Genomic DNA, 19,602 nt, shown 5'->3' on the forward strand with positions numbered 1-19,602 from the left:
AGGGTGGCGTGGCCGGAGTGGGGCCGTCGATCCTTCGAGACGCGCTTCGCGCTCCTCAGGATGACGGAACTAGAGCCGCTTGATCGCGGCGACTTCGCTGCCCGCCGCCTTGATCCTCGCGATCGCGGCCTGCGTGTTCTCCGCCACGGTCGCCATGTGATGCGCGTTGGCGTGCACGATCGTCGTCGCATCGCGCACGATGGCGACATGGCCCTTCCAGAAGATCAGGTCGCCGCGCGTGAGATGCTTCGATTCCGCTGCCGTCAATTCGCGGCCGACCCCGTCCTGCTGCATGTCGCTGTCGCGCGGGCAGCCGGTGCCGGCGGCCGTCAGCGCGATCTGCACCAGGCCGGAGCAATCGATGCCGAGGCTCGACTTGCCGCCCCAGAGATAGGCCGTGCCGACGAATTGCTCGGCGATCCCGACGAAATCCGGCGCCATCGTGTCGAGCGACGCGAGATGCGGGCGCGGCAGGTGCCAGCCTTCTCGTGTCACTGCGAAAGCTCCGTCCTCGCGGACGACCGCGAGCTTGGTCCCCATCGCCAGCGCCTCGACCGGCGGCAGCTTGATCGACGGTCCCGGAAACGCCAGCGTGCGCAGCGCCGTCACCTTGTGCGTGGGTGCGGCGCCGGGGCTGGTCAGGGCTGCGTCGGCAATCCAGCCGACATAACCGTCATCGGCGAGCTGGCCCCAGGCCCAGCCTTCGCCGTTGCGATCGTAGACCGTGACGCGCTCGCCTTTCAGCGCCTGCGTCATCTGCTCGGCATCGGCCGCCGGTGCCCGCCGCAGCGGCGCAATGGCCTCGCAGACCTCGAAGGTCTCGCCTTCGACGAAGCGCGCCGCCTTCACCTTGCCCTCGAGATATTTCGCGGCAAGGTCGGCGCGGGCCGGCGTCAGTCGGACGTCATGCATAGCGCTGGCTCAACAATTTGTAGATCGCGCGCGCCGCCTGGCACTCGCCGCCTTCGGGGCGGCCGGGCTTTGCCGACGGCGTCCAGCCGTAGATGTCGACATGCAGCCAGCTCCGCGCGTGCTCGACGAAGCGCTGCAGGAATAGCGCGCAGGTGATCGAGCCGGCGAAACCGCCCGACGGTGCATTGGTGATGTCGGCGGTCTTGGAGTCGAGCCAGGCATCGTAGGCCGGCCACAACGGCATCCGCCACAATGGGTCGTTCTCGCTCCTGGCAGACGCAGCAACGTCGGCGGCGAGCGCCTCGTCATCGGTGTAGAACGGCGGCAGATCCGGGCCCAGCGCCACGCGCGCGGCGCCGGTCAGCGTGCCCAGATCGACCAGCAGATCCGGCGTCTCCTCGTCGGCCAGCGCCAGTGCGTCGGCGAGCACCAGCCGGCCCTCGGCGTCGGTGTTGCCGATCTCGACGGTGATGCCCTTGCGCGACTTGAAGATGTCCAGCGGACGGAACGCATTGCCGGCCACCGCGTTCTCGACCGCCGGGATCAGCACGCGAAGCCGCACCTTCAGCTTCGCGTCCATCACCATCTGCGCCAGCGCCAGCACATTGGCGGCGCCGCCCATGTCCTTCTTCATGATCAGCATGCCGCTCGACGGCTTGAGGTCGAGCCCGCCGGTGTCGAAACAGACGCCCTTGCCGACCAGCGTCACCTTCGGATGGGCCGGATCGCCCCAGCTCAGATCGATCAGCCGCGGCGCGCGTGTCGATGCCATGCCGACAGCGTGGATCAGCGGGAAGTTCTGCGCGAGCTCCTCGCCCTCGATGCAATTGAAAACGGCGCCGAACCGCGTTGCGAGCTCGCGCGCGACTTCCGCGAGCTCGACCGGGCCCATGTCGTTGGAGGGTGTGTTGATGAGGTCGCGCGCCAGCGCCGCCGCATCCGCGATTCGCGTGATCTCGGCGGCGTCAACGCCGTCGGGCGGCACCAGACGGACCTCGGGGGCCTTGTTCTTGCGATAGCGGCCGAAGCGATAGCAGCCCAGCGCGAACGCGAGCGCAGCGAGCCGCGTGTCATGCGGGGCATTGGCAAAGCGATAGACGCCCGGCGGCAACAGGCCAGGCAGGGCGCCGGGCCGGAACGGATCGCGCGCCTTGTGGTCTGCGTCCTCGAGGCCGAACAGCACCTGCGCGATGCCGCCGTCGGCCGCCGGCAAAGCGAGGGTCTTGCCGGGCTTGGCCTCGAAGCCGTTGGCCTCCGCGAACTGGCGCGCCGGTGCCGGCAGTTCGCCGCGGATCGCATCCCATGTCGCTCTGGTGACAAAGGTGATCGGTGTGACGGCGGTCGTCGGTGCGGTCTCGAACACGGATGGCATGCGGCTCTCGGCTGTTCTGGCGTCGTCGGTGGCTACTACACGGCTTTCGTCGTGGATGGTAGCGCGCCAGCGATTGACGCGACGTGCAGGATTGGAACCGGCGAACCGGTTGCCGGCGTCGCCAGTTAACCAGACGTTAGGGTTAACAGTCTATTGCTGGCACGCTCGGCTGAAGCCATTCGCTCGATATCGTGAGTCACAGTGCCATGCGTCGACAGTCCAATTTGACCCGGCATCTCGCTTCCGCAGCCCTTGTGGCCGTCCTCGCCGCAGGGCTTGGCGGTTGCCAGACCATGTCCGACGTGACGGGATCGATCGCATCCCGCCCGGACCCCGCGCCCGATGATCCGCGCCGCGCCGCCGAGGTCTATGGCGAGCGCTACCGCAAGAATCCCAAGGATGTCGAGGCCGCGATCGCCTACGGCCAGGCCTTGCGCATGACCGGACAGCGCTCGCAGGCCTGCGCCATGCTGGAGCAGGCCACGATTACCAATCCCGGCAACAAGGCGCTGCTCGCCGCCTATGGCCGCGCGCTGGCCGACAACGGCAACTCGCAGGCCGCATTCGACGTGCTGAGCCGCGCGCACAGCCCGGACAACCCGGACTGGCGGATCTTGTCGGTGCAGGGAACCACGCTCGACAAGTTGAACCGACACGACGAAGCGCGACGCTATTACGCCAGCGCGTTGCGACTGGCGCCGGACGAGCCGTCGGTGCTGTCCAATCTCGGCCTGTCCTACATGCTGACCAAGGAATTGCCGAAGGCGGAAGAGACGCTGCGCCAGGCCTATGCCAGCGCCCGCGCCGACACCCGGATCCGGCAGAACCTTGCGCTCGTCGTCGGCCTGCAGGGCCGCTTCGCGGAAGCCGAAACGATCGTCAAGGCCGACCTGCCGGCGGATGAGGCGGCGGCCAACGTCGCCTATCTCCGTGACATGCTGAATCGCAAGGACGGTCCGCGGACCGCATCGCGCGCCGCACCTGTTGTGGCGAAGGACGATTAGCCACCATAGCAATTTTCAAACCTCCCCTTGAAAAGGGGAGGTCGCTTTGCTCGCCAGAGCAAAGCGGGTGGGGATCTGCTCTCTCCATGAGCCGCAGCGTCTGCGGCTGACCCCATCCCGGCCTTCCCCCTTTCTGGGGGAAGGAGAAGGCGGCCGGCGCAGTGCGCAACTCAATGCATCGTGGCGATCTTGATGTAGGACGGCCCGAGGATCACGATGAACAGGCAAGGCAGGAAGAACACGATCATCGGCACGGTCAGCTTGGGCGGCAGCGCCGCTGCCTTCTTCTCGGCCTCGTTCATGCGCATGTCGCGATTTTCCTGCGCCATCACGCGCAGGCTCTGGCCGAGCGGCGTGCCGTAGCGTTCGGATTGCTGCAAGGCCATGCACACCGATCTCACGCCTTCGAGCCCGGTGCGGCGTGCCAGGTTCTCGTAGGCGGACTTGCGGTCCTGCAGGTAGGACAGTTCCGCGGTCGTCAGCGCGAACTCCTCCGACAGCGCGATCGACTGTCCGGCGATTTCGTTGGCCACCTTGCGGAACGCGACCTCGACCGACATGCCCGACTCGATGCAGATCAGCAGCAGGTCGAGCGAATCAGGAAAGGCGCGCTTGATCTGGAGCTGACGCTTGGAGATCGCATTCTTCAGGAACAGCATCGGCGCCTGAAGGCCGGCATAGGCCGCGCCGACGCAGATGCCGATCTTGAGCGTGAGCGACCAGTTCGCGCCGGCGATGAAGAACGTGTAGATGATGGCGCCGAGCAGCAGCACGATCGGCGTCACCGCGCGGGCGAACAGGAAGGTGACGTAGGGCGCGTGGCCGCGATAGCCCGCCATCACGAGCTTCTCGAGCGCCGATTCCTGGGCCAGCCATTTCGTGAGGTTGAGATCGTCCACCACCCTGGAGACGACCTGCTTCGGCGTCTGCCGCAGCGCGACCTTCTCCGTCTTGGTGAGGCGTTCGCGTTCGCGCTGCCGGAGGCGTTCGCGCTCGCTGGCGACGGCCTTCATGCGCTTGTTGAGATCGCCGTTGGCGAGCAGCGGCATCACCAGCGTGTAGACCGTGGCGCTTGCCGCGAAGAAGGCAAGCAGCATGGTCATGAACCTGACGTCGTGGAGCTTGGCAACCAGAATATCAATCATGCTGCACCGTCAGAAATCGAAGTTGATCATCTTCTTCATCACCAAGACGCCGCATGTCATCCAGAGTGCGCAGGCGACCAGCATGAGCTGTCCCATCGAGTTGGTCCAAAGCAGCGCGATGTAGTCCGGCGTCGTCAGGAACACGAGGATCATCACGATCGGCGGCAGCGAGCCGATGATGGCGGCGGAAGCCTTCGCTTCCATCGACATCGCCTGGATCTTCTCGGCCATCTTCTTGCGGTCGCGCAGCACGCGCGACAGGTTGCCGAGTGCTTCCGACAAATTGCCGCCCGACTTCTGCTGGATCGCGATCACGATGCCGAAGAAGTTCGCTTCCGGCAGCGGCATGCGCTCATAGAGCCGGGAACAGGCCTCGCCGAGCGGCATGCCGATCGCTTGGGTCTCGATGATCGCGAGGAACTCGCTGCGCAGGGGCTCCGACGCGTCGTTGACGACCGCCTTGAGCGATTCGAACAGCGGCAGGCCGGCCTTGATGCCGCGTACGATGACGTCGACCGCGTCGGGCAGCGCCTTCAGGAAAGCCTTTTCCCGTCGCTTCTTCAGGAAGCCGAGCAGCCAGCGCGGTGCGCCGAGACCCATGGCAAAGCCGATGCCGGCCGCGCCGAGCAACCCGCCGCCGACCATGAATGCCGCGGCGAATCCGAACAGGCCGAGTGCGCCGGAGATCATCCAGAATTTCTGCTCCGACCACTCCAGTCCGGCCTGCGAGATGCGCATGCCGAGCGGGACTTTCTTGTCCTTCCGCCGCCGCGCCTCAAGCTCCTTCAACGATCCTTCGACCTGTTCACGGCGGGAGCGTTGCGTGCGGTCGGCGGTTCGCGTCGTCGTGGGTTCGCTGCGCGCCACCGATGCGCGGCGGGACTCGGCCTTCTTCTCCCCCGAGAGGTAGGGGTACAGGAAGACCCAGGCGATACCGCCCACGGTCGTGGCGGCGAGGAAGGCCAGGGCAAGGGTTTGCGTCTGCATCCTGCGTTCCCCTAGGCCGGCGCCGGCGAGTCGGAGGCGTCCAGCGCCGCCGCCAGCCGCTTCTCTTCATTGTAGTAGCGGGCACGCTCCCAGAAGCGCGGCCGACCGATGCCGGTCGAGCGGTGCTTGCCGATGATCTTGCCGTTGGCGTCTTCCCCGACCACGTCGTACAGGAAGATGTCCTGGGTGATGATGGTGTCGCCTTCCATGCCCATCACCTCGGTGATGTGCGTGATGCGGCGCGAGCCGTCGCGCAGGCGCGCGGCCTGCACGATGATGTCGACCGAGGCGCAGATCATCTCGCGAATCGTGCGTGAAGGAAGCGAGAAGCCCCCCATGGTGATCATGGATTCGCAGCGCGACAGCGCCTCGCGCGGGTTGTTGGCGTGCAGCGTGCCCATCGAGCCGTCGTGGCCGGTGTTCATCGCCTGCAACAGGTCGAACGCTTCGGGTCCGCGGACTTCGCCGACGATGATCCGCTCAGGGCGCATACGCAGGCAGTTGCGGACCAGTTCGCGCATGGTGACCTGGCCCTCGCCTTCGATGTTCGGCGGCCGGGTTTCCAGCCGCACCACATGCGGTTGCTGCAGCTGAAGTTCGGCGGCGTCTTCGCAGGTGATGACGCGTTCGTCGTGCTCGATATAGTTGGTCAGGCAGTTCAGCAGGGTGGTCTTGCCCGAACCGGTGCCGCCCGAGATGATCACATTGCAGCGGACCCGGCCGATGATCTGCAGGATGGTCGCCCCTTCCGGCGTGATCGCGCCGAACTTGACGAGCTGCTCCAGCGTCAGCTTGTCCTTCTTGAATTTGCGGATGGTGAGCGCGGGCCCGTCGATCGCCAGCGGCGGTACGATGGCGTTGACGCGCGAGCCGTCGGCGAGGCGGGCGTCGCAGATCGGCGAGGATTCGTCGACGCGCCGGCCGACCTGGCTGACGATGCGCTGGCAGATGTTGAGCAGCTGCTGGTTGTCGCGAAAGCGGATGCCGGTGCGCTGGATCTTGCCGGCGACTTCGATGAACACCGTGCCGGCGCCGTTGACCATGATGTCGGCGATGTCGTCGCGCGACAGCAGGGGCTCCAGCGGGCCGTAGCCGAGCACGTCGTTGCAGATGTCGTCGAGCAGCTCTTCCTGCTCGGCGATCGACATCACGATGTTCTTGATCGCGATGATCTCGTTGACGATGTCGCGGATTTCCTCGCGCGCCGACTCGCTGTCCAGCTTGGCAAGCTGGGCGAGGTCGATCGCTTCGATCAGGGCGCCGAAGATCGTCGCCTTGACCTGGTAGTAATTGTCCGAGCGGCGGGCTTCGACGGTGGGCGGCGGCGGTGGTTTTGCGGGTGCGAGCGGCGGCGACGAGATCGTCGGTGCGACGGGCTCGCGCGTCATCGCCGACGGGCCGGCAGGCTCCGGCGTCTGAAAAGCGGGCTTGGGTGCCCGCACGTCCCCATCGCTTCCGCTACGCTTACCAAACACGACGTCTTGACTCCACGCGGACCACTATTTGGACCGCAGCTTTTCGAGCAGGGGCGACAGGAAGGACCCCCTCGGCTTCTTGGTTTCGCCGCGGCCTGTCAGCCGCTGCGCCATCTGCAGGAACATCTCGACCGCGCGATGGTTGGCGGAGATTTCCGCGATCATCTGGCCGTTGTTGGCGGCCGAACCGAAGATCTGCGGATCGAACGGAATCGCGGCGATCGGCTGGCTTTCGATCGCCTTGGCGAATTCGGCCGCCGCGATCTCCGGACGTTTCGGCACGCCGACCTGGTTCAGGCAGTACAAAGGCGCGCGGTCGTTCGGCCGCGACGCCTTCAGGAGATCGAACATGTTCTTGGCGTTGCGCAGATTGGCGAGGTCGGGCGCCGCCACGATCAGGATGTCGTCGGCCGCGATCAAGGCGCGCTTGGTCCAGCCCGACCATTGATGCGGCACATCGAGCACGATGCAGGGCATCGTGGTGCGCAACGTATCGAAGATCGCGTCGAACGCTTCGGCGCCGAAATCGTAGACCTTGTCGAGCGTGGCCGGCGCCGCCAGCAGGCTCAGATGGTCGGTGCATTTCGACAGCAGGCGGTCGACGAAGGCGGTATCGACGCGGTCCGGCGAGAACACCGCGTCTGCGATGCCTTGCGCCGGATCCTGGTTGTAGTTGAGGCCGGCGGTGCCGAATGCGAGGTCGAGATCGGCGACCACCGAATCCAGCGCCAGATCGCGGGCGATCGCCCAGGCGACATTGTGGGCGATCGTCGAGGCGCCGACGCCGCCTTTGGCGCCGACGACGGCGACGATGCGGCCGACCGCCTTGGCTTCGGGCGCCGAGAACAGGTTGCAGACCGCGCGCACCACGTCGATCGCAGTTGCCGGCGCAATCACGTAGTCGCTGACGCCGCGGCGTACCAGCTCGCGATACAGCGTGACGTCGTTGATCCGGCCGATCACGACCACGCGGGTGCCGGCATCGCACACGGTGGCAAGTTGATCGAGGCCGGCCAGGATGTCGCCGCGGCCCTCGGTCTCGAGGATGATGACGTTGGGCGTCGGCGCCGAGCGATAGGCCTCGATGGCGGCGGCCATGCCGCCCATCTGGATCTTGAGGTGCGCCTTGGCCAACCGGCGATCCTCGCCGGCCGACTGCACGGCGGCGGCGGTCTCGACGGTTTCGCAGAACGCCTGGACCGAGACCCGCGGCGCCGGAGCAATATGGTCGTCCACGGCCTGCGGCGGGGCGTCCATCTGCTCTTCGGAGTTTTGCTGCGCGTAGGTGATCATTTTCCTGTGTCGCTTAGCTTGGCCCTGTCGGCCTCGGGATAGGCCGTGGCGGTGGTGGTGCCCTTGCGATACTTGTCGAAGGCGATGTTACGACGCGACGTGTAGGCAGGGGTCTCCGCGCGCGGCTGCACGAGGTCGGTCGGGTCTTCAACCATGGATGCAAGGTTGCGCTGATTGGCGCAGCCGAAATTGTAGTACTGCTTGTTCTGGATGTAGGACCCGTTGTGCATCGACGGGCCGAGATCTTCCGGCCAGAGGCCGCACGGCCCGGCCACCGCCTTCATCTTTGGATAGTTCACGCGGATCGCGGGCATCTGGCGCGGATCCTCGGGATGATATTTGCGAACCAGGATCCCACGCGGCGGCACGCCGGCGGCGGCAAGAGTGGCCTGGATCTCACGCAACGATTCCTGGGCGGGCCGGGCGTTCGGCGTGTCGGCGGGAACGTCGATGGTGACGGCGCCGGTCCCCTCGCGCATCCAGTCCTGCGCCATCCCCATCACCTCGGCGCGCTGCTCCGCAGTCAGGCCGCCGCGGCTGCGGCCGACGAAGACCACGATCGAGCGATCCGCCTCGGTGACCGAGATCGGGTGGCGCTGGCGATAGTCGGCCGGCGAGTCAACCATCGCGAAACTGTTGTCGGCGGCGTGCTGGCAGGCGCCCAGTGTCATGGCAAGGCCGACGAGCGCTCCGGCGAGACCGATGCTGCGCTTGTGGTCGGCCGATGTTCTGGATGTGGTCTGTGTCATCGTCCGCCTCAGTCGGTAATAAAGCCGTAGGTGCCGCGGTAATTCCGCGCCGGCTCGGTGCGGCCAGGCACGCCGTAGACGCGATTGATGCTGCCGAGCAGGTCGGCCTGCGGATCGGAAGCATTTGCGAAGCCGTCATCCGGACGCGACAGGTCCTTCTGCGCCACTGCGCGAACGACATAGGGCGTCACCAGCACCATCATCTCGGTCTGGTTGTTGACGAAGTCGCGGCTGCGGAACAGCGTGCCGAGCACCGGCAGTGACGCCAGTCCGGGAAGGCCATTGATCGCCTGCTTGGTCTGGTCCTGGATCAGGCCGGCCATCGCCATCGAGCCGCCCGAGGGAATTTCCAGCGTGGTCTCGGCGCGGCGGGTCTTGATCGAGGGGATCGTCGTTCCACCGGCGCCGCCCGTCAGCGAGTTCTCGGTCGAGACTTCCGACACTTCCGTCATCACGCGCAGGCTGATCCGGCCCTCGGTCAGCACCACCGGCGTGAAGTTGAGCGAAATGCCGAATTTCTTGAAGCTGACGGTCTGGACGCACTGCCCGATCGCGCCTGCGGTCGTGGTCTGACAGGTCACGCCGGTCGGAATTGGAAACTCGCCGCCGGAGATGAAGGTCGCCGATTCGCCGGATATCGCGGTCAGATTCGGTTCGGCGAGCGTCCGTACGACACCGGCGCTCTCCATGGCGCGGATCGTCGCCGAGACCGACGGCGCCGCGCCGAAGGAGGTGGTGATGGCGTTGGTGGGCACCAGCGGCGCGCTGTTCGCCGTGAACGGATTGCTGTTGGCGAATTTCACCACAGCCGTTCCGTAATTGAGGTTTGCCGTGAGGTCGATGCCGAGCTGCTTGATCAGGCGGCGCGAGACTTCGGCGACCGTGACTTTCAGCATCACCTGATCGCGGCCGCGAACCGTGATGGAGTTCACGACCTTTTCGGCGCTGCCGACCAGCCGCGCGGCGATCTCGCCGGCCTGCTGCGCCTCGATCGGGCTCGCCGCGCTCCCGGTCAGCATGACGCCGTCGGCGACGCCCTCGATCTGGATATCGGCATTCGGCAGCGACGCACGTAGCGCGGCACGCACGCCGTTGAGGTCGCGCTTGACCGCAATGTCATAGGCCGCAATCTGCTGTCCGGCAGCGTCGAAGAACACGATGTTGGTCTGGCCGACCGTCGCGCCGATGATATAGGCGCGTTGTGCCGAGCGGACCACGGCGTTGGCGATCTTGGGATCGGCGACCAGCACGTCCTTGATGTCCCTCGGCAGATCGATCACGATCGATTTGCCGACGCCGAGCGCGAGGAAACGGGCGTTCATCTGGCCTTCGGCCGAGGCAGGGGCGGGCGCGGCGCGGTAGTCGCTCGCCACCACCGGCGTCAGCGCCGGGTTGAGCGTGAGCGCCGCGACGGCCGAGAACGACAATGCGCGGACCATGAAGGCCCGCATTGTCCGTTGAGTTGCCCCGCCCTTCATCACGTGTGTCCTCATGTCACTTCTGCATCGTCGCCTGGTTGGCAACGCCAAAGCGGATGACGTTGATCGTCTCACCGCGCCTACGGGTGTCGTCGGTCCTGGTCTCGGGCGCGTTGTTGTCGGCGATGCTGCGCAGCGCCAGCGATAGGACGCCGCTCTGGCGCGCGCGCGCCAGCGTCTCGGTCTGTTCTGGCTTGAGCTCCAGCGTCACCGTCTTGCCGATCAACGCGTTGGTGCCGTCCTTCTCCTTCGGCGCCTGGTCGATCGCGAGCACGCGAACATTGGTCAGGATGACTTCGGAGTTGACGATGTCGGCGCCGTTGCGGTCCGGATTCTTGTCCCGCTTCGACAACAGGACGTCGACCCGGTCATTCGGCAGGATGAAGCCGCCGGCGCCGGTCTCGGGTGAGATTTCGGTCGATACCGCCCGCATACCGGTCGGCAGGATCGCAGCCATGAAGCCGCTGCCGTCGGCCCTGACGAGCTTCTGCTCGCGAATCGGCTCGCCCTGGATGAACGGGGCGCGCGCGATCGAGCCGGTGACGTCCTTGATGGCGTCGGCGCGGCTGTCCTTGCGCATGAATGTGGCGCTGGCGGTTGCCGCCGGCCAGGTCTGCCACTGCACGTCCTCGGACTTCACGGCCTGGCCGAGGCCGATGTCGGAGCGCGCGACCAGGATGTCGACTGTGGGGAGCTGTGCGACCGGCGGAGGAGGCGCCGGCTTGTCGTCGCTTCCGCTTGCCAAATAGAGCGCCGCGATGCCGGCGCAGCCTGCGATAGCCAGGACCAGAATGCGGGCCTTATCCATTACGCTTCACTTTCCACATGACGCCGCGACGCTGCCGCCGCAGTGATGGGAGTTGACCAGCTATTCGTCAAAGCATGGTTAATGAGGCGTATCTAAATCGCCTTAACGAGCGGTTACTGCCGCTTTCTCAGCGCAAGGCGAAGTGCGCGAGATCAATCGTCTTGATCCAGTCCGTCTCGGGATAGATCAGGAGGGCGCCGAGGGCGAGTGCGATGCCGTACGGAATTCCGGTCTGCTTGTCGTGCAGGCGGCTGAGCCAGGCCTGGGACGCGAGCGGATAGGGCAGTGGCCACTGCCGGAGCTGCAACAGCAGCACGGTCAGCGCACCGCCGAACAGCGACGCAAAGACCAGATAGGGAAGCAGATGCTCGAAGCCGAACCAAAGGCCGGCCGCGGCTGCGACCTTGGCGTCCCCGCCACCGACCCAGCCCATCGCAAACATGCCGAACGCCACGACCAGAACCAGCGCGCCCGCGCCGGCATGGGTCATGATCTCGTGGACCCCCATCCCGGTCAGCGGCGCCAGGACGAAGAAGCCGGCCACCAGCGCCAGTGAGATCCGGTTCGGGATCGTCATGGTCAACAGGTCGCTCGCCGCCGCAAAGGCCATCAGGGCCGGAAACAGCATCAAGCGTGCGATGTCGAGGATCATGGATTCATGCCGTCAAGCTGGAGCTGCGGTCGAGACCCGACGCTAGCGGCCAATGGTGAACAATCGGGAAAGGGCCTGCGCATCTTGCAATGGAGCCGCCAATCGCGCCCCGACAAATAGCAAAGGTCCCGGGGTTGCCGGGACCTTTGATGCGAATTCGCCGGAACCGGCTTACTTCAGAGAGCTCGAGATCGTGCTGAAGGTGCCCGAGAGCTTGGTGCCGACGCCGTTGACTGCAGCGATGATCGCGATCGCAATGCCGGTCGCAATCAGACCGTATTCGATGGCGGTCGCGCCCGATTCGTCCTTCACGAAGCGCGAAACGAGGTTCTTCATAAATAGCTCCTGTGTACACGTGGCTGGTCGAACTAGATTTGGTCTCGCCGGCGTTCTCAGCACCGTGACCATTGCGGCACCCTACGGTTGGACGATTTCGGTGCAGTTAATTTGATCGCATAAACTCTGGGGGAACCCGCTGTTGTTGCGCACAGTAAATTTGGCATTAAGCGGCTCGCTGAAATTGCAGATTGTTGCCGGGATCCGATGCCGGTACCTGTTCACTGCTCCTTAAGCGCACATCTATACCCATGGGGCTTCCGTTACATGAGGCGGCCAATGTCCACCCTTCCGATCGAAGTCATCGAGATGCTCGGCCAGACGATGATGCGGGTGGTGCCGATCACGATCGCGCTCGGTCTGTTCTTTACGGTGCTGACCCATTACTGGGCCTGCAATCCCGGCAAGCCGTGGTGGCAGAAGCGAGAGCTCGTCACGGACATTTGCTACTGGTTCTTCGTGCCGGTGTTCGCCCGCGTGCTGCGCATCGGTCTGCTGGTGGTCGGCGCGGCCGCGGTCTTCAATGTGCACGGCGCCGACGAGCTGATCGCATTCTATGAGAACGGGCACGGCCCGCTGGCGCAGCTGCCGCTCTGGCTGCAGTCGATCGTCTTCCTGGTCGCTTCCGACTTCATGCTGTACTGGCTGCACCGGATGTTTCACGGCGGCGGCTTCTGGAAGTATCACGCCATTCATCACTCCTCCGAGGATCTCGAATGGATCTCGGCGGCGCGCTTCCATCCCGTCAATCTCCTGATCGGCACGATCACGGTCGACGTGATCCTGCTGATGGCCGGCATCTCGCCGAACATCATGCTGTGGGTCGGCCCTTTCACCACATTTCACTCGGCATTCGTGCACGCCAACCTGAACTGGACGCTAGGCCCGTTCAAATACGTGATCGCCACGCCGGTGTTTCACCGCTGGCATCACACCGCGCTGGAAGAAGGCGGCGACACCAATTTCGCCGGCACGTTTCCGCTCTGGGATATTCTGTTCGGAACGTTCCGGATGCCCGAAGGCAAGCTTCCGGACGATTACGGCGTCGACGCCGAGCAGGGTGTGCCGGCGGAAATCGGCGGACAGCTGGCCTATCCGTTCCGGCATTGACGTCATCAACCGGTTCGTGTCCGCATGAGTGCTGAGACCGCAGCCATCCCGCAGGCCAGGACCTCCGTATTCGCGGAGGTCCCGGCCTGGTTCTGGATGGCGTGCGGCGTCTACGCGCTGCTGCTGATCGTCGGCGACCGGCTGCTCGCCGACTCCGACACCTACTGGCAGATTGCGGTCGGCCGCTGGATTCTCGATCACCACGCGCTGCCGTCGGTCGATATCTATTCGTTCACCAAGGCGGGCGAGCCGTGGGTGTCGTCGTCCTGGCTGGCGCAGGTCCTGTTCGCGAAGGCCTATGACCTTGCCGGGTGGACCGGGCCCGCGGCGCTGGCCGCGGCCTGCGGCGCCGCCACCTTTGCGCTGCTCACCGCGATCCTCAGCCGCGCCTTGCCGGCGGTCTATGCGAGCCTGATCGCGCTTGCCGCGCTGGTGCTGACATGCGGGCATCTGCTCGCCCGTCCGCACGTGCTGGTGCTACCGATCATGCTGGTCTGGGCCAACGGCCTGATGGTTGCCAGCGAACGCCGCGAGGCGCCCTCATTCTGGCTGCTGCCGCTGATCGCGCTCTGGGCCAATCTACATGGCGGCTTTCTGTTCGGGCTGGTGCTGGCCGGGGCCTTCGCACTCGATGCGATGTGGAATGCCGCGCCGGCGCAAAGGTTGCCGCTGGCGCTGCGCTGGGCGGCGTTCGGCATCGGCGCGCTGGCCGCCTGCTACGTCACGCCTTATGGCTGGGGTTCGATCCTGGCCTCGCTGAAGATCCTGAATCTCGGTGAGCTGCTGCACCTCATCGCGGAGTGGATGCCGGCGAATTTCAGCCAGGTCGATGGATTCGAGCTGTCGATTCTCGGCCTGATCGGCGCAGCGCTCTATTGCGGGGTGAAGCTGCCGCTGCCGCGGATTGCCCTGGTGCTGGGCTTGCTGCACATGGCGCTGTCCCATGTCCGCAATCTCGAACTGTTCGCCTTGCTGCTGCCGTTGGCAGCGCTGACCCCGGTGGCAACTCAGTTCGGCCTGCGCGCCGCGAACGCCGTCCGGCTGAAGGCCGTGCCGGCGGCAATGCTGATCGCCGCGCTGTGCGTCTCGACCTCGTTCATTGCGGCGCGCCAGACCATTTCGCCGCCGCCGATCCATTCGCCGGCTGCTGCCGTCGACGCGCTGAAGGCGTACAACGCGCGGCGGGTGCTCCACGATCTGCAGTTCGGCGGCTATCTGATCTGGCGTCAGGTGCCGGTGTTCGTCGACGGCCGTGCCGAGCTCTACGGCGAAAAGTTCGAGATGGACTACTACCGCGCGCTCCAGCTCAAGGACGTCGACGGCTTCCTCGATCTGCTCAAGACCCATGACATCGATGCGGTGATGCTCGATCCGACCACGCCGGCTTCCAGGTTTCTGGATCACATCGGAGGATGGCAGCGCCTCTACGCCGATGAACGCGTCGTGGTTCACGTTCGCGCCGCACGTTGAAGCCGCTGCAGGCAGGCAACGCGGGTCGGCACGGCGAGCGCCAGGTTCGGAAGGAGCCGGCGGCCGCAGGCAGGCGCTTTGAATGAGGGCGCTAGGTCCTGCTGACGGACAGCCTGGCAGAGCGGCGAACCACGAGGATGGCGGCGATAGTCAGCCCGCCGCCGGCCAGGACGTCAGCGAGATGATGGCCGCCCACGGGCATCGTCGCGACGATCATCGTTGCATTCACGACGAACACGGGAACGAAGAGCCAGCGCGTGTCACGCGCAGCATAGGTCGTCATGACGCCGAGCATCGTGTGAAACGAGGGAAAGCTGACGATGCCGTCGACGATCGACAAGTTGATGACCGAGAGCGACCCGTCGTGCAACATCGAGAAGGTTCGCCCGAAGGTCCACATCGGGCCATGCGCCGCGAAGTGCTCGTAGCTGCTCGGCGCGGGGCCGAAATAGGCGAAAGCGCCCGCGGCCAGGATCAACCACATGCCGATGCACAGCGCGACTGCGCTCAGGCTGAGCACGGCGATGAATTCTGCGACCCTGTCGCCGCGCCGTTGCAGGATGAGCCACACCAGAACCACCTGGGACAGCAGGCCGGTGCTTTGATAGGCCGTCGTCAGCAGCGTTGCGATCAGCGAATTCGAGTTCGTCATGGCCAGGAAGCTCGGCCAGTCGAAGCCCAGCAGATGATCGAAGCCTGCCAGAACGTCGTCCCTCAGCGGCAGCTTGGCTGCCGCGATCAGATAGCTGAGGGTGCTGCCCGCGGTCAGCAGCGCGCTGATCGGCAGGAACGCGCGCCAGAACAGTTCGGTCATGAACAGGCACTGCCGCAACCAGACGGCCGGGCGTCGTTGGTCGCCGCCGAGCCGATTGGAGGCAATGGCGATGAATGCGGCCGCAATGCCCGAATATGCGACGCATTGCAGGATCGAGATCCAGTTGGATGATGTGAACGAAAGCCCGGAGTTCGGCAGCCAGATCGCGTCGGCGAGGGTGCATGCGAAAATGCAGGACCAGACGATCGCCATGTGACGCTGCGCAGCGTCGCCAAAGTCGCTGAACATGAACCAGCGCGCCGCAGCGTCACGAATCCGGATCGGGTCGACAACCAAGCCGCGAGCGCGGGGATCGACGGCGCGCTTTTCGATTCTTGATATCGACGACACGTGCTGCCCCGCGGTTGTGGTGGGCAGAAACTGCTCGGAGTCTCTTAAGATTGCTATAATCGCGAAGCGTGCGGTTCGATGGCGTGACTGCCGCTGCGATCGGCCGTCACGCTGGGGCGACGCGACGCTCGACGGTGAGCGCGCCGCAACCGCCGAATGCGAGCCGCAGGACTTCGAGCCTCCTGCCGAACCGCAGGACTTACGGAATCGACGACCAGGCATTCCCGCACGAGATTGCCGGACAAGCGGCCTATACCGGGCAATTCCCCGGGAAGTCGTGACATCCGTGCAATTCGGCGCTCGATTTTTGCTCTTCTTAAATGAATTGCCGTCAGATTTGCCTGCGTCGGGCGCCGGTCCGCTGCGTATCGCTTTTTGCCGGCCTGTTAACGTCCCGGGGTAGAGTATGTCGTTTCAGTCCCAGCGTATTCGCGCCGTCACGCGCATTGGATTCATCTCGTTGGCCGCAGCCATGCTGCTGGGGCCCGCGCTCGCAACGGCAGCGCCGGATCCGGATCGGATCGCGGTCAATGTCGATCAGGCCAAGCTCGTCAAGCTGCCCGGCGGCATTGCCACGATCGTTGTCGGCAATCCGCTGATCGCCGACGTCACCCTGCAGAATGGCGGGGTCGTTGTCGTGACCGGCAAGGGCTACGGTGCCACCAACTTCATCGCGCTCGACCGCACCGGCCAGGTGCTGGTGGATCGCCAGATCCAGGTCGAGGGTCCGACCGATCAGCTCGTCACCGTCTATCGCGGTGTCGATCGCGAGACCTACAGCTGCATGCCGGTCTGTCAACGCCGCATCACGCTCGGCGACGGCGAGACCTATTTCAAGTCGACCATGGACCAGGCCGGTTCCCTCAGCAGCCAGGCCTCAGGCTCGGGCGCGGCCGGGAAGCAGCAGAACTGATGCGTGTCCGCTCCGGCGCCTCACCCGCCGGGGTCGCCGCCGATCGCGGGCGGTCTACCCGATATCGTTAAGAAAGACCCAACGGATCGGGTCGCTCTGTCCCGATCCGGCGAAATACTTCGACAATGAGTCTTGGGTAGTTGTTGCCGCCATGTTGATCCGGGGACATTGATGCCGCTGCCCGCTCATTCTTTCGCACGCCTCCTCCGCAGATTTTGTCGAAACCGCCGCGGCGTGACCGCGGTCGAATTCGCGATGGTCGCACCGCTGTTTTTCGGATTGCTTTTTGCGATCATCGAAGTGGCAATGATCTTCTTTGCGAGCCAGGTGCTCGAGACGGTGACGCAGGATTCGTCCCGCTTCATCATGACCGGCCAGGCCCAGGGCGCAAATTATACCCAGCAGCAGTTCAAGGATTTCGTTTGCGCGCGCGTCAGCGCGTTGTTCGATTGCACCAACGGCGTATACGTCGACGTGCGCAGCTACCCGTCTGCGACAGGCTTTAGCAGCGTCAACATCACGCCCATCACCGACCCCACGCAGGTGAAATGGTGTCCCGGCAAGGACGGCGACGTCGTCGTGGTCCGGCTGTTTTATCAGTGGCCGCTGTTTGTCACCAAGGTCTTCAGCTCCGCCAACCTCGCCAACGGCAAGCGGCTCCTCATTGCGACCGCGACGTTCAAGAACGAGCCCGCCGGAACCGCCGGGGCCACATGCTCATGAGCAAAGCCATCAAAATCCAGCCCGCGGCGTTGCTGCGCTCCGTCGCCGCTCTCGCGCATGATCGTCGGGGCGTGGCCGCCGTCGAGTTTGCTTTCATCCTGCCGCTGATGCTGGTGATGTTCTTCGGCATCGTCGAGTTCTCATCCGGCGTCGCGGTCGACCGCAAGGTTACGCTGATGGCGCGCGCCGCGTCGGACCTGACATCGCAGGCGACGCAGGTGATCGACAGCGATCTTCAGAACTTCTTCAGTGCCAGCGTCGGCATCATGACGCCGTATGATGCGTCACCGACCAAAGTCACGTTGTCGGAAATCTACGTCGATAACTCGAACATCGCGCACATCCAGTGGAGCAAGGCGGGGGTGATCTCCTCGGGGGCCACGCAGGCGACGTTGACGGCCTCGACCCGCAATCAGGGTGACATTGTCACCAGTGTCGTTCCGTCGGCGCTCCTGGTTGCGGGCAGCTATCTGATCTTCAGTGAAGTCAGCTACAAATACGTTCCGACGGTCGGCTATGTGATGGCCAAGGCAGGCATCAATCTCAGCGACGTCGCCTTCACGCGGCCGCGGCAGTCGGTGTGCGTGTTCTATGCCCCGACCATCGCCACCATGCCGACGACCTGCTCGACGTACTAGGTCGCGGCAACCGACTCGCGATCCAGACAGTTTGATATCCAGACAAAAAGGGCCGCACCCGAAGGTGCGGCCCTTGATGCTCTAGCGACAATTTCCTGGAGCTTCACGCTCCCGGGAAATCGGCTTATCCGGCGGCGCGCAGATTGTCGGCCGAGGATTTGCCGGAACGGCGGTCAGCCACGATCTCGTAGGAGATCTTCTGGCCTTCACGCAGAGTGCCAAGGCCGGCGCGCTCGACTGCACTGATGTGCACGAACACGTCGTTCCCGCCTTCATCCGGCTGGATGAAGCCGTAGCCCTTGGTCGCGTTAAACCACTTCACGGTTCCCATGCTCACGTGGGTAGTCCCTTCTCAGATATACAAGTTCAAGACCCGCTGATCGGCGGGGTGGTGAGATCGAATTTTTGGAAGGGTCGTCAGCGTCTGAACCGGCTGTACCGGTATTGGCTAATGTCGTCCGGCCGAAAATCGATGGGTAGGATATTATTCGATAGAAGGCTTCAAAACAATCCTGACGTGCGCGATTTTTTGGCCGGCGCAGCCGCCGGCCAATTGTTGCGCAGGACATCAGGAGGTCATGCGCGCAACGGTTGCAATGTCCCCGCTACCGACGGCGGAATTGGCCGCCGCGCTGTGCTCCGCCCCGCGGCGGGCCGCCGGGCGCGCCGCTCGGACGTTCGTCCTTGTGGCGGAAGATCAGGCGGCCCTTTTCGAGATCGTAGGGCGACATTTCGATCGTCACGCGGTCGCCGGCCAGCGTCTTGATGCGGTTTTTCTTCATCTTGCCGGCGGTGTAGGCGACGATTTCGTGTCCGGCGTCGAGTTGCACCCGGTAACGAGCGTCGGGGAGGATTTCGGTCACCAGTCCTTCGAACTGGATCAGCTCTTCCTTAGCCATATGTTTCTCCAGATCGAGCGACGGCTAGTGCTTCGGTCGGTTGTTGCGGTTGTGTTGCGGATTCGGCCGGCTCTCGCGATGCAAGAAGGCGACGCCCTGGATGCCTTCGCTGTTGCCGGCCTGCGACGGACGCGGCGACTCGCCCCGGCTCGTCTGCGGCGCGCCATTATTACCACCCCGACGGCGGCGGCGGCGAGGGCCTTTTGTGCCAGGAGCGGCCTCATTCCCACGAACATTATGCGCGCGCGGCGCAGAGCGGCCGCCGCGGGGGGGGCGGATCAGGAGGCCGAGGCCGCCGGGGGCGCCCCAGGGGACCGAAGGCAGGGGGTGCAGATCGTTCGGGGCGGGCCGCTGTCCGCGCGCGGGGGGAGGCGAAACCACGAGCACCGCCAGTCGCGAGAGGCAGATGACGAGTTCGAGGACGACCCAGGTGATGAACAGCGCGGTCGGCTCGCGGATCGCAATTACCGCCG

At 64.9% G+C, this 19,602-nt stretch carries 20 protein-coding genes and 1 pseudogene; 6 read left to right on the top strand and 15 right to left on the bottom strand.

Annotation, left to right across the window (positions count from 1 at the left end):
* Positions 1–69: 69 nt before the first annotated feature.
* Both FNJ47_RS13360 and FNJ47_RS13365 read right to left on the bottom strand, forming a co-directional pair.
* A complete protein-coding gene (locus FNJ47_RS13360; protein WP_163153704.1) occupies positions 70–912 on the bottom strand; it encodes a C40 family peptidase in 843 nt (280 codons plus the stop codon).
* Complete coding sequence (locus FNJ47_RS13365; protein WP_163153706.1) at positions 905–2,284, bottom strand: leucyl aminopeptidase family protein; 1,380 nt, start codon at positions 2,282–2,284, stop codon at positions 905–907. The genes FNJ47_RS13360 and FNJ47_RS13365 overlap by 8 nt, the downstream gene beginning before the upstream one ends.
* 206 nt (positions 2,285–2,490) lie before the next feature.
* Between FNJ47_RS13365 and FNJ47_RS13370 the strand changes: the two genes are divergently transcribed.
* Positions 2,491–3,288: a tetratricopeptide repeat protein gene (locus FNJ47_RS13370; protein WP_163153708.1), complete on the top strand. Its 798-nt coding sequence runs from the start codon at positions 2,491–2,493 to the stop codon at positions 3,286–3,288.
* Between the two features lie 170 nt (positions 3,289–3,458).
* Here FNJ47_RS13370 and FNJ47_RS13375 read toward each other — a convergent pair whose 3' ends face one another.
* The 9 genes from FNJ47_RS13375 to FNJ47_RS13415 all read right to left on the bottom strand — a co-directional run bounded on the left by FNJ47_RS13375 (position 3,459) and on the right by FNJ47_RS13415 (position 12,211).
* Entirely contained in the window at positions 3,459–4,433 is a 975-nt protein-coding gene (locus FNJ47_RS13375) for a type II secretion system F family protein (protein ID WP_163153710.1), read from the bottom strand.
* Between the two features lie 9 nt (positions 4,434–4,442).
* Complete coding sequence (locus tag FNJ47_RS13380; RefSeq protein ID WP_163153712.1) at positions 4,443–5,420, bottom strand: type II secretion system F family protein; 978 nt, start codon at positions 5,418–5,420, stop codon at positions 4,443–4,445.
* A gap of 11 nt (positions 5,421–5,431) precedes the next feature.
* Positions 5,432–6,895, bottom strand: coding sequence for a TadA family conjugal transfer-associated ATPase (locus tag FNJ47_RS13385; RefSeq protein WP_163153714.1), 1,464 nt, complete (start codon positions 6,893–6,895; stop codon positions 5,432–5,434).
* A 24-nt stretch (positions 6,896–6,919) separates the two neighbouring features.
* Positions 6,920–8,188: a CpaE/TadZ family protein gene (locus tag FNJ47_RS13390; protein WP_163153716.1), complete on the bottom strand. Its 1,269-nt coding sequence runs from the start codon at positions 8,186–8,188 to the stop codon at positions 6,920–6,922.
* On the bottom strand, positions 8,185–8,937 hold the full coding sequence (locus tag FNJ47_RS13395) for a CpaD family pilus assembly protein (protein WP_163153718.1): 753 nt from the start codon (positions 8,935–8,937) through the stop codon (positions 8,185–8,187). The genes FNJ47_RS13390 and FNJ47_RS13395 overlap by 4 nt, the downstream gene beginning before the upstream one ends.
* Positions 8,938–8,945: 8 nt before the next feature.
* The gene (locus FNJ47_RS13400; protein WP_175068372.1) at positions 8,946–10,430 is read right to left on the bottom strand and encodes a type II and III secretion system protein family protein; all 1,485 of its coding nucleotides are present in this window, start codon (positions 10,428–10,430) and stop codon (positions 8,946–8,948) included.
* Position 10,431: 1 nt separating this feature from the next.
* Entirely contained in the window at positions 10,432–11,223 is a 792-nt protein-coding gene (gene cpaB, locus FNJ47_RS13405; RefSeq protein WP_163153720.1) for a Flp pilus assembly protein CpaB, read from the bottom strand.
* Between the two features lie 127 nt (positions 11,224–11,350).
* Entirely contained in the window at positions 11,351–11,875 is a 525-nt protein-coding gene (locus FNJ47_RS13410) for an A24 family peptidase (protein ID WP_163153722.1), read from the bottom strand.
* A gap of 171 nt (positions 11,876–12,046) precedes the next feature.
* Positions 12,047–12,211, bottom strand: a complete 165-nt coding sequence (locus FNJ47_RS13415) for a Flp family type IVb pilin (protein WP_163153724.1) — start codon at positions 12,209–12,211, stop codon at positions 12,047–12,049.
* Between the two features lie 279 nt (positions 12,212–12,490).
* On the opposite strand from FNJ47_RS13415, the gene FNJ47_RS13420 reads away from it, so the two are divergent.
* On the top strand, positions 12,491–13,321 hold the full coding sequence (locus tag FNJ47_RS13420) for a sterol desaturase family protein (RefSeq protein ID WP_163153726.1): 831 nt from the start codon (positions 12,491–12,493) through the stop codon (positions 13,319–13,321).
* Positions 13,322–13,345: 24 nt separating this feature from the next.
* Positions 13,346–14,791 (top strand): hypothetical protein, encoded by a 1,446-nt coding sequence (locus tag FNJ47_RS13425; RefSeq protein ID WP_163153728.1) that lies wholly within the window; start codon positions 13,346–13,348, stop codon positions 14,789–14,791.
* A 91-nt stretch (positions 14,792–14,882) separates the two neighbouring features.
* On the opposite strand, the gene FNJ47_RS13430 is transcribed toward FNJ47_RS13425, so the two are convergent.
* Positions 14,883–15,854, bottom strand: a complete 972-nt coding sequence (locus tag FNJ47_RS13430; RefSeq protein WP_163153731.1) for a phosphatase PAP2 family protein — start codon at positions 15,852–15,854, stop codon at positions 14,883–14,885.
* Positions 15,855–16,362: 508 nt separating this feature from the next.
* Here FNJ47_RS13430 and FNJ47_RS13435 point away from each other — a divergent pair.
* The 3 genes from FNJ47_RS13435 (at position 16,363) to FNJ47_RS13445 (ending at position 18,230) form a co-directional block, all read left to right on the top strand.
* On the top strand, positions 16,363–16,869 hold the full coding sequence (locus FNJ47_RS13435; protein ID WP_175068373.1) for a pilus assembly protein N-terminal domain-containing protein: 507 nt from the start codon (positions 16,363–16,365) through the stop codon (positions 16,867–16,869).
* A gap of 171 nt (positions 16,870–17,040) precedes the next feature.
* Entirely contained in the window at positions 17,041–17,592 is a 552-nt protein-coding gene (locus FNJ47_RS13440; RefSeq protein WP_163153733.1) for a TadE/TadG family type IV pilus assembly protein, read from the top strand.
* Positions 17,589–18,230, top strand: a complete 642-nt coding sequence (locus FNJ47_RS13445; protein ID WP_430649375.1) for a TadE/TadG family type IV pilus assembly protein — start codon at positions 17,589–17,591, stop codon at positions 18,228–18,230. Before FNJ47_RS13440 ends, FNJ47_RS13445 begins: the two co-directional genes overlap by 4 nt.
* Before the next feature lie 124 nt (positions 18,231–18,354).
* Here FNJ47_RS13445 and FNJ47_RS13450 read toward each other — a convergent pair whose 3' ends face one another.
* The 3 genes and pseudogenes from FNJ47_RS13450 to FNJ47_RS51160 all read right to left on the bottom strand — a co-directional run.
* On the bottom strand, positions 18,355–18,567 hold the full coding sequence (locus tag FNJ47_RS13450; protein ID WP_016842648.1) for a cold-shock protein: 213 nt from the start codon (positions 18,565–18,567) through the stop codon (positions 18,355–18,357).
* A gap of 268 nt (positions 18,568–18,835) precedes the next feature.
* Positions 18,836–19,129 (bottom strand): translation initiation factor IF-1, encoded by a 294-nt coding sequence (infA, locus tag FNJ47_RS13455; RefSeq protein WP_016842649.1) that lies wholly within the window; start codon positions 19,127–19,129, stop codon positions 18,836–18,838.
* A gap of 24 nt (positions 19,130–19,153) precedes the next feature.
* Positions 19,154–19,602, bottom strand: a pseudogene (locus tag FNJ47_RS51160) (hypothetical protein); the annotation flags it as partial.

The sequence above is a fragment of the Bradyrhizobium uaiense genome (assembly GCF_010811875.1).
Taxonomy (GTDB): domain Bacteria; phylum Pseudomonadota; class Alphaproteobacteria; order Rhizobiales; family Xanthobacteraceae; genus Bradyrhizobium; species Bradyrhizobium uaiense.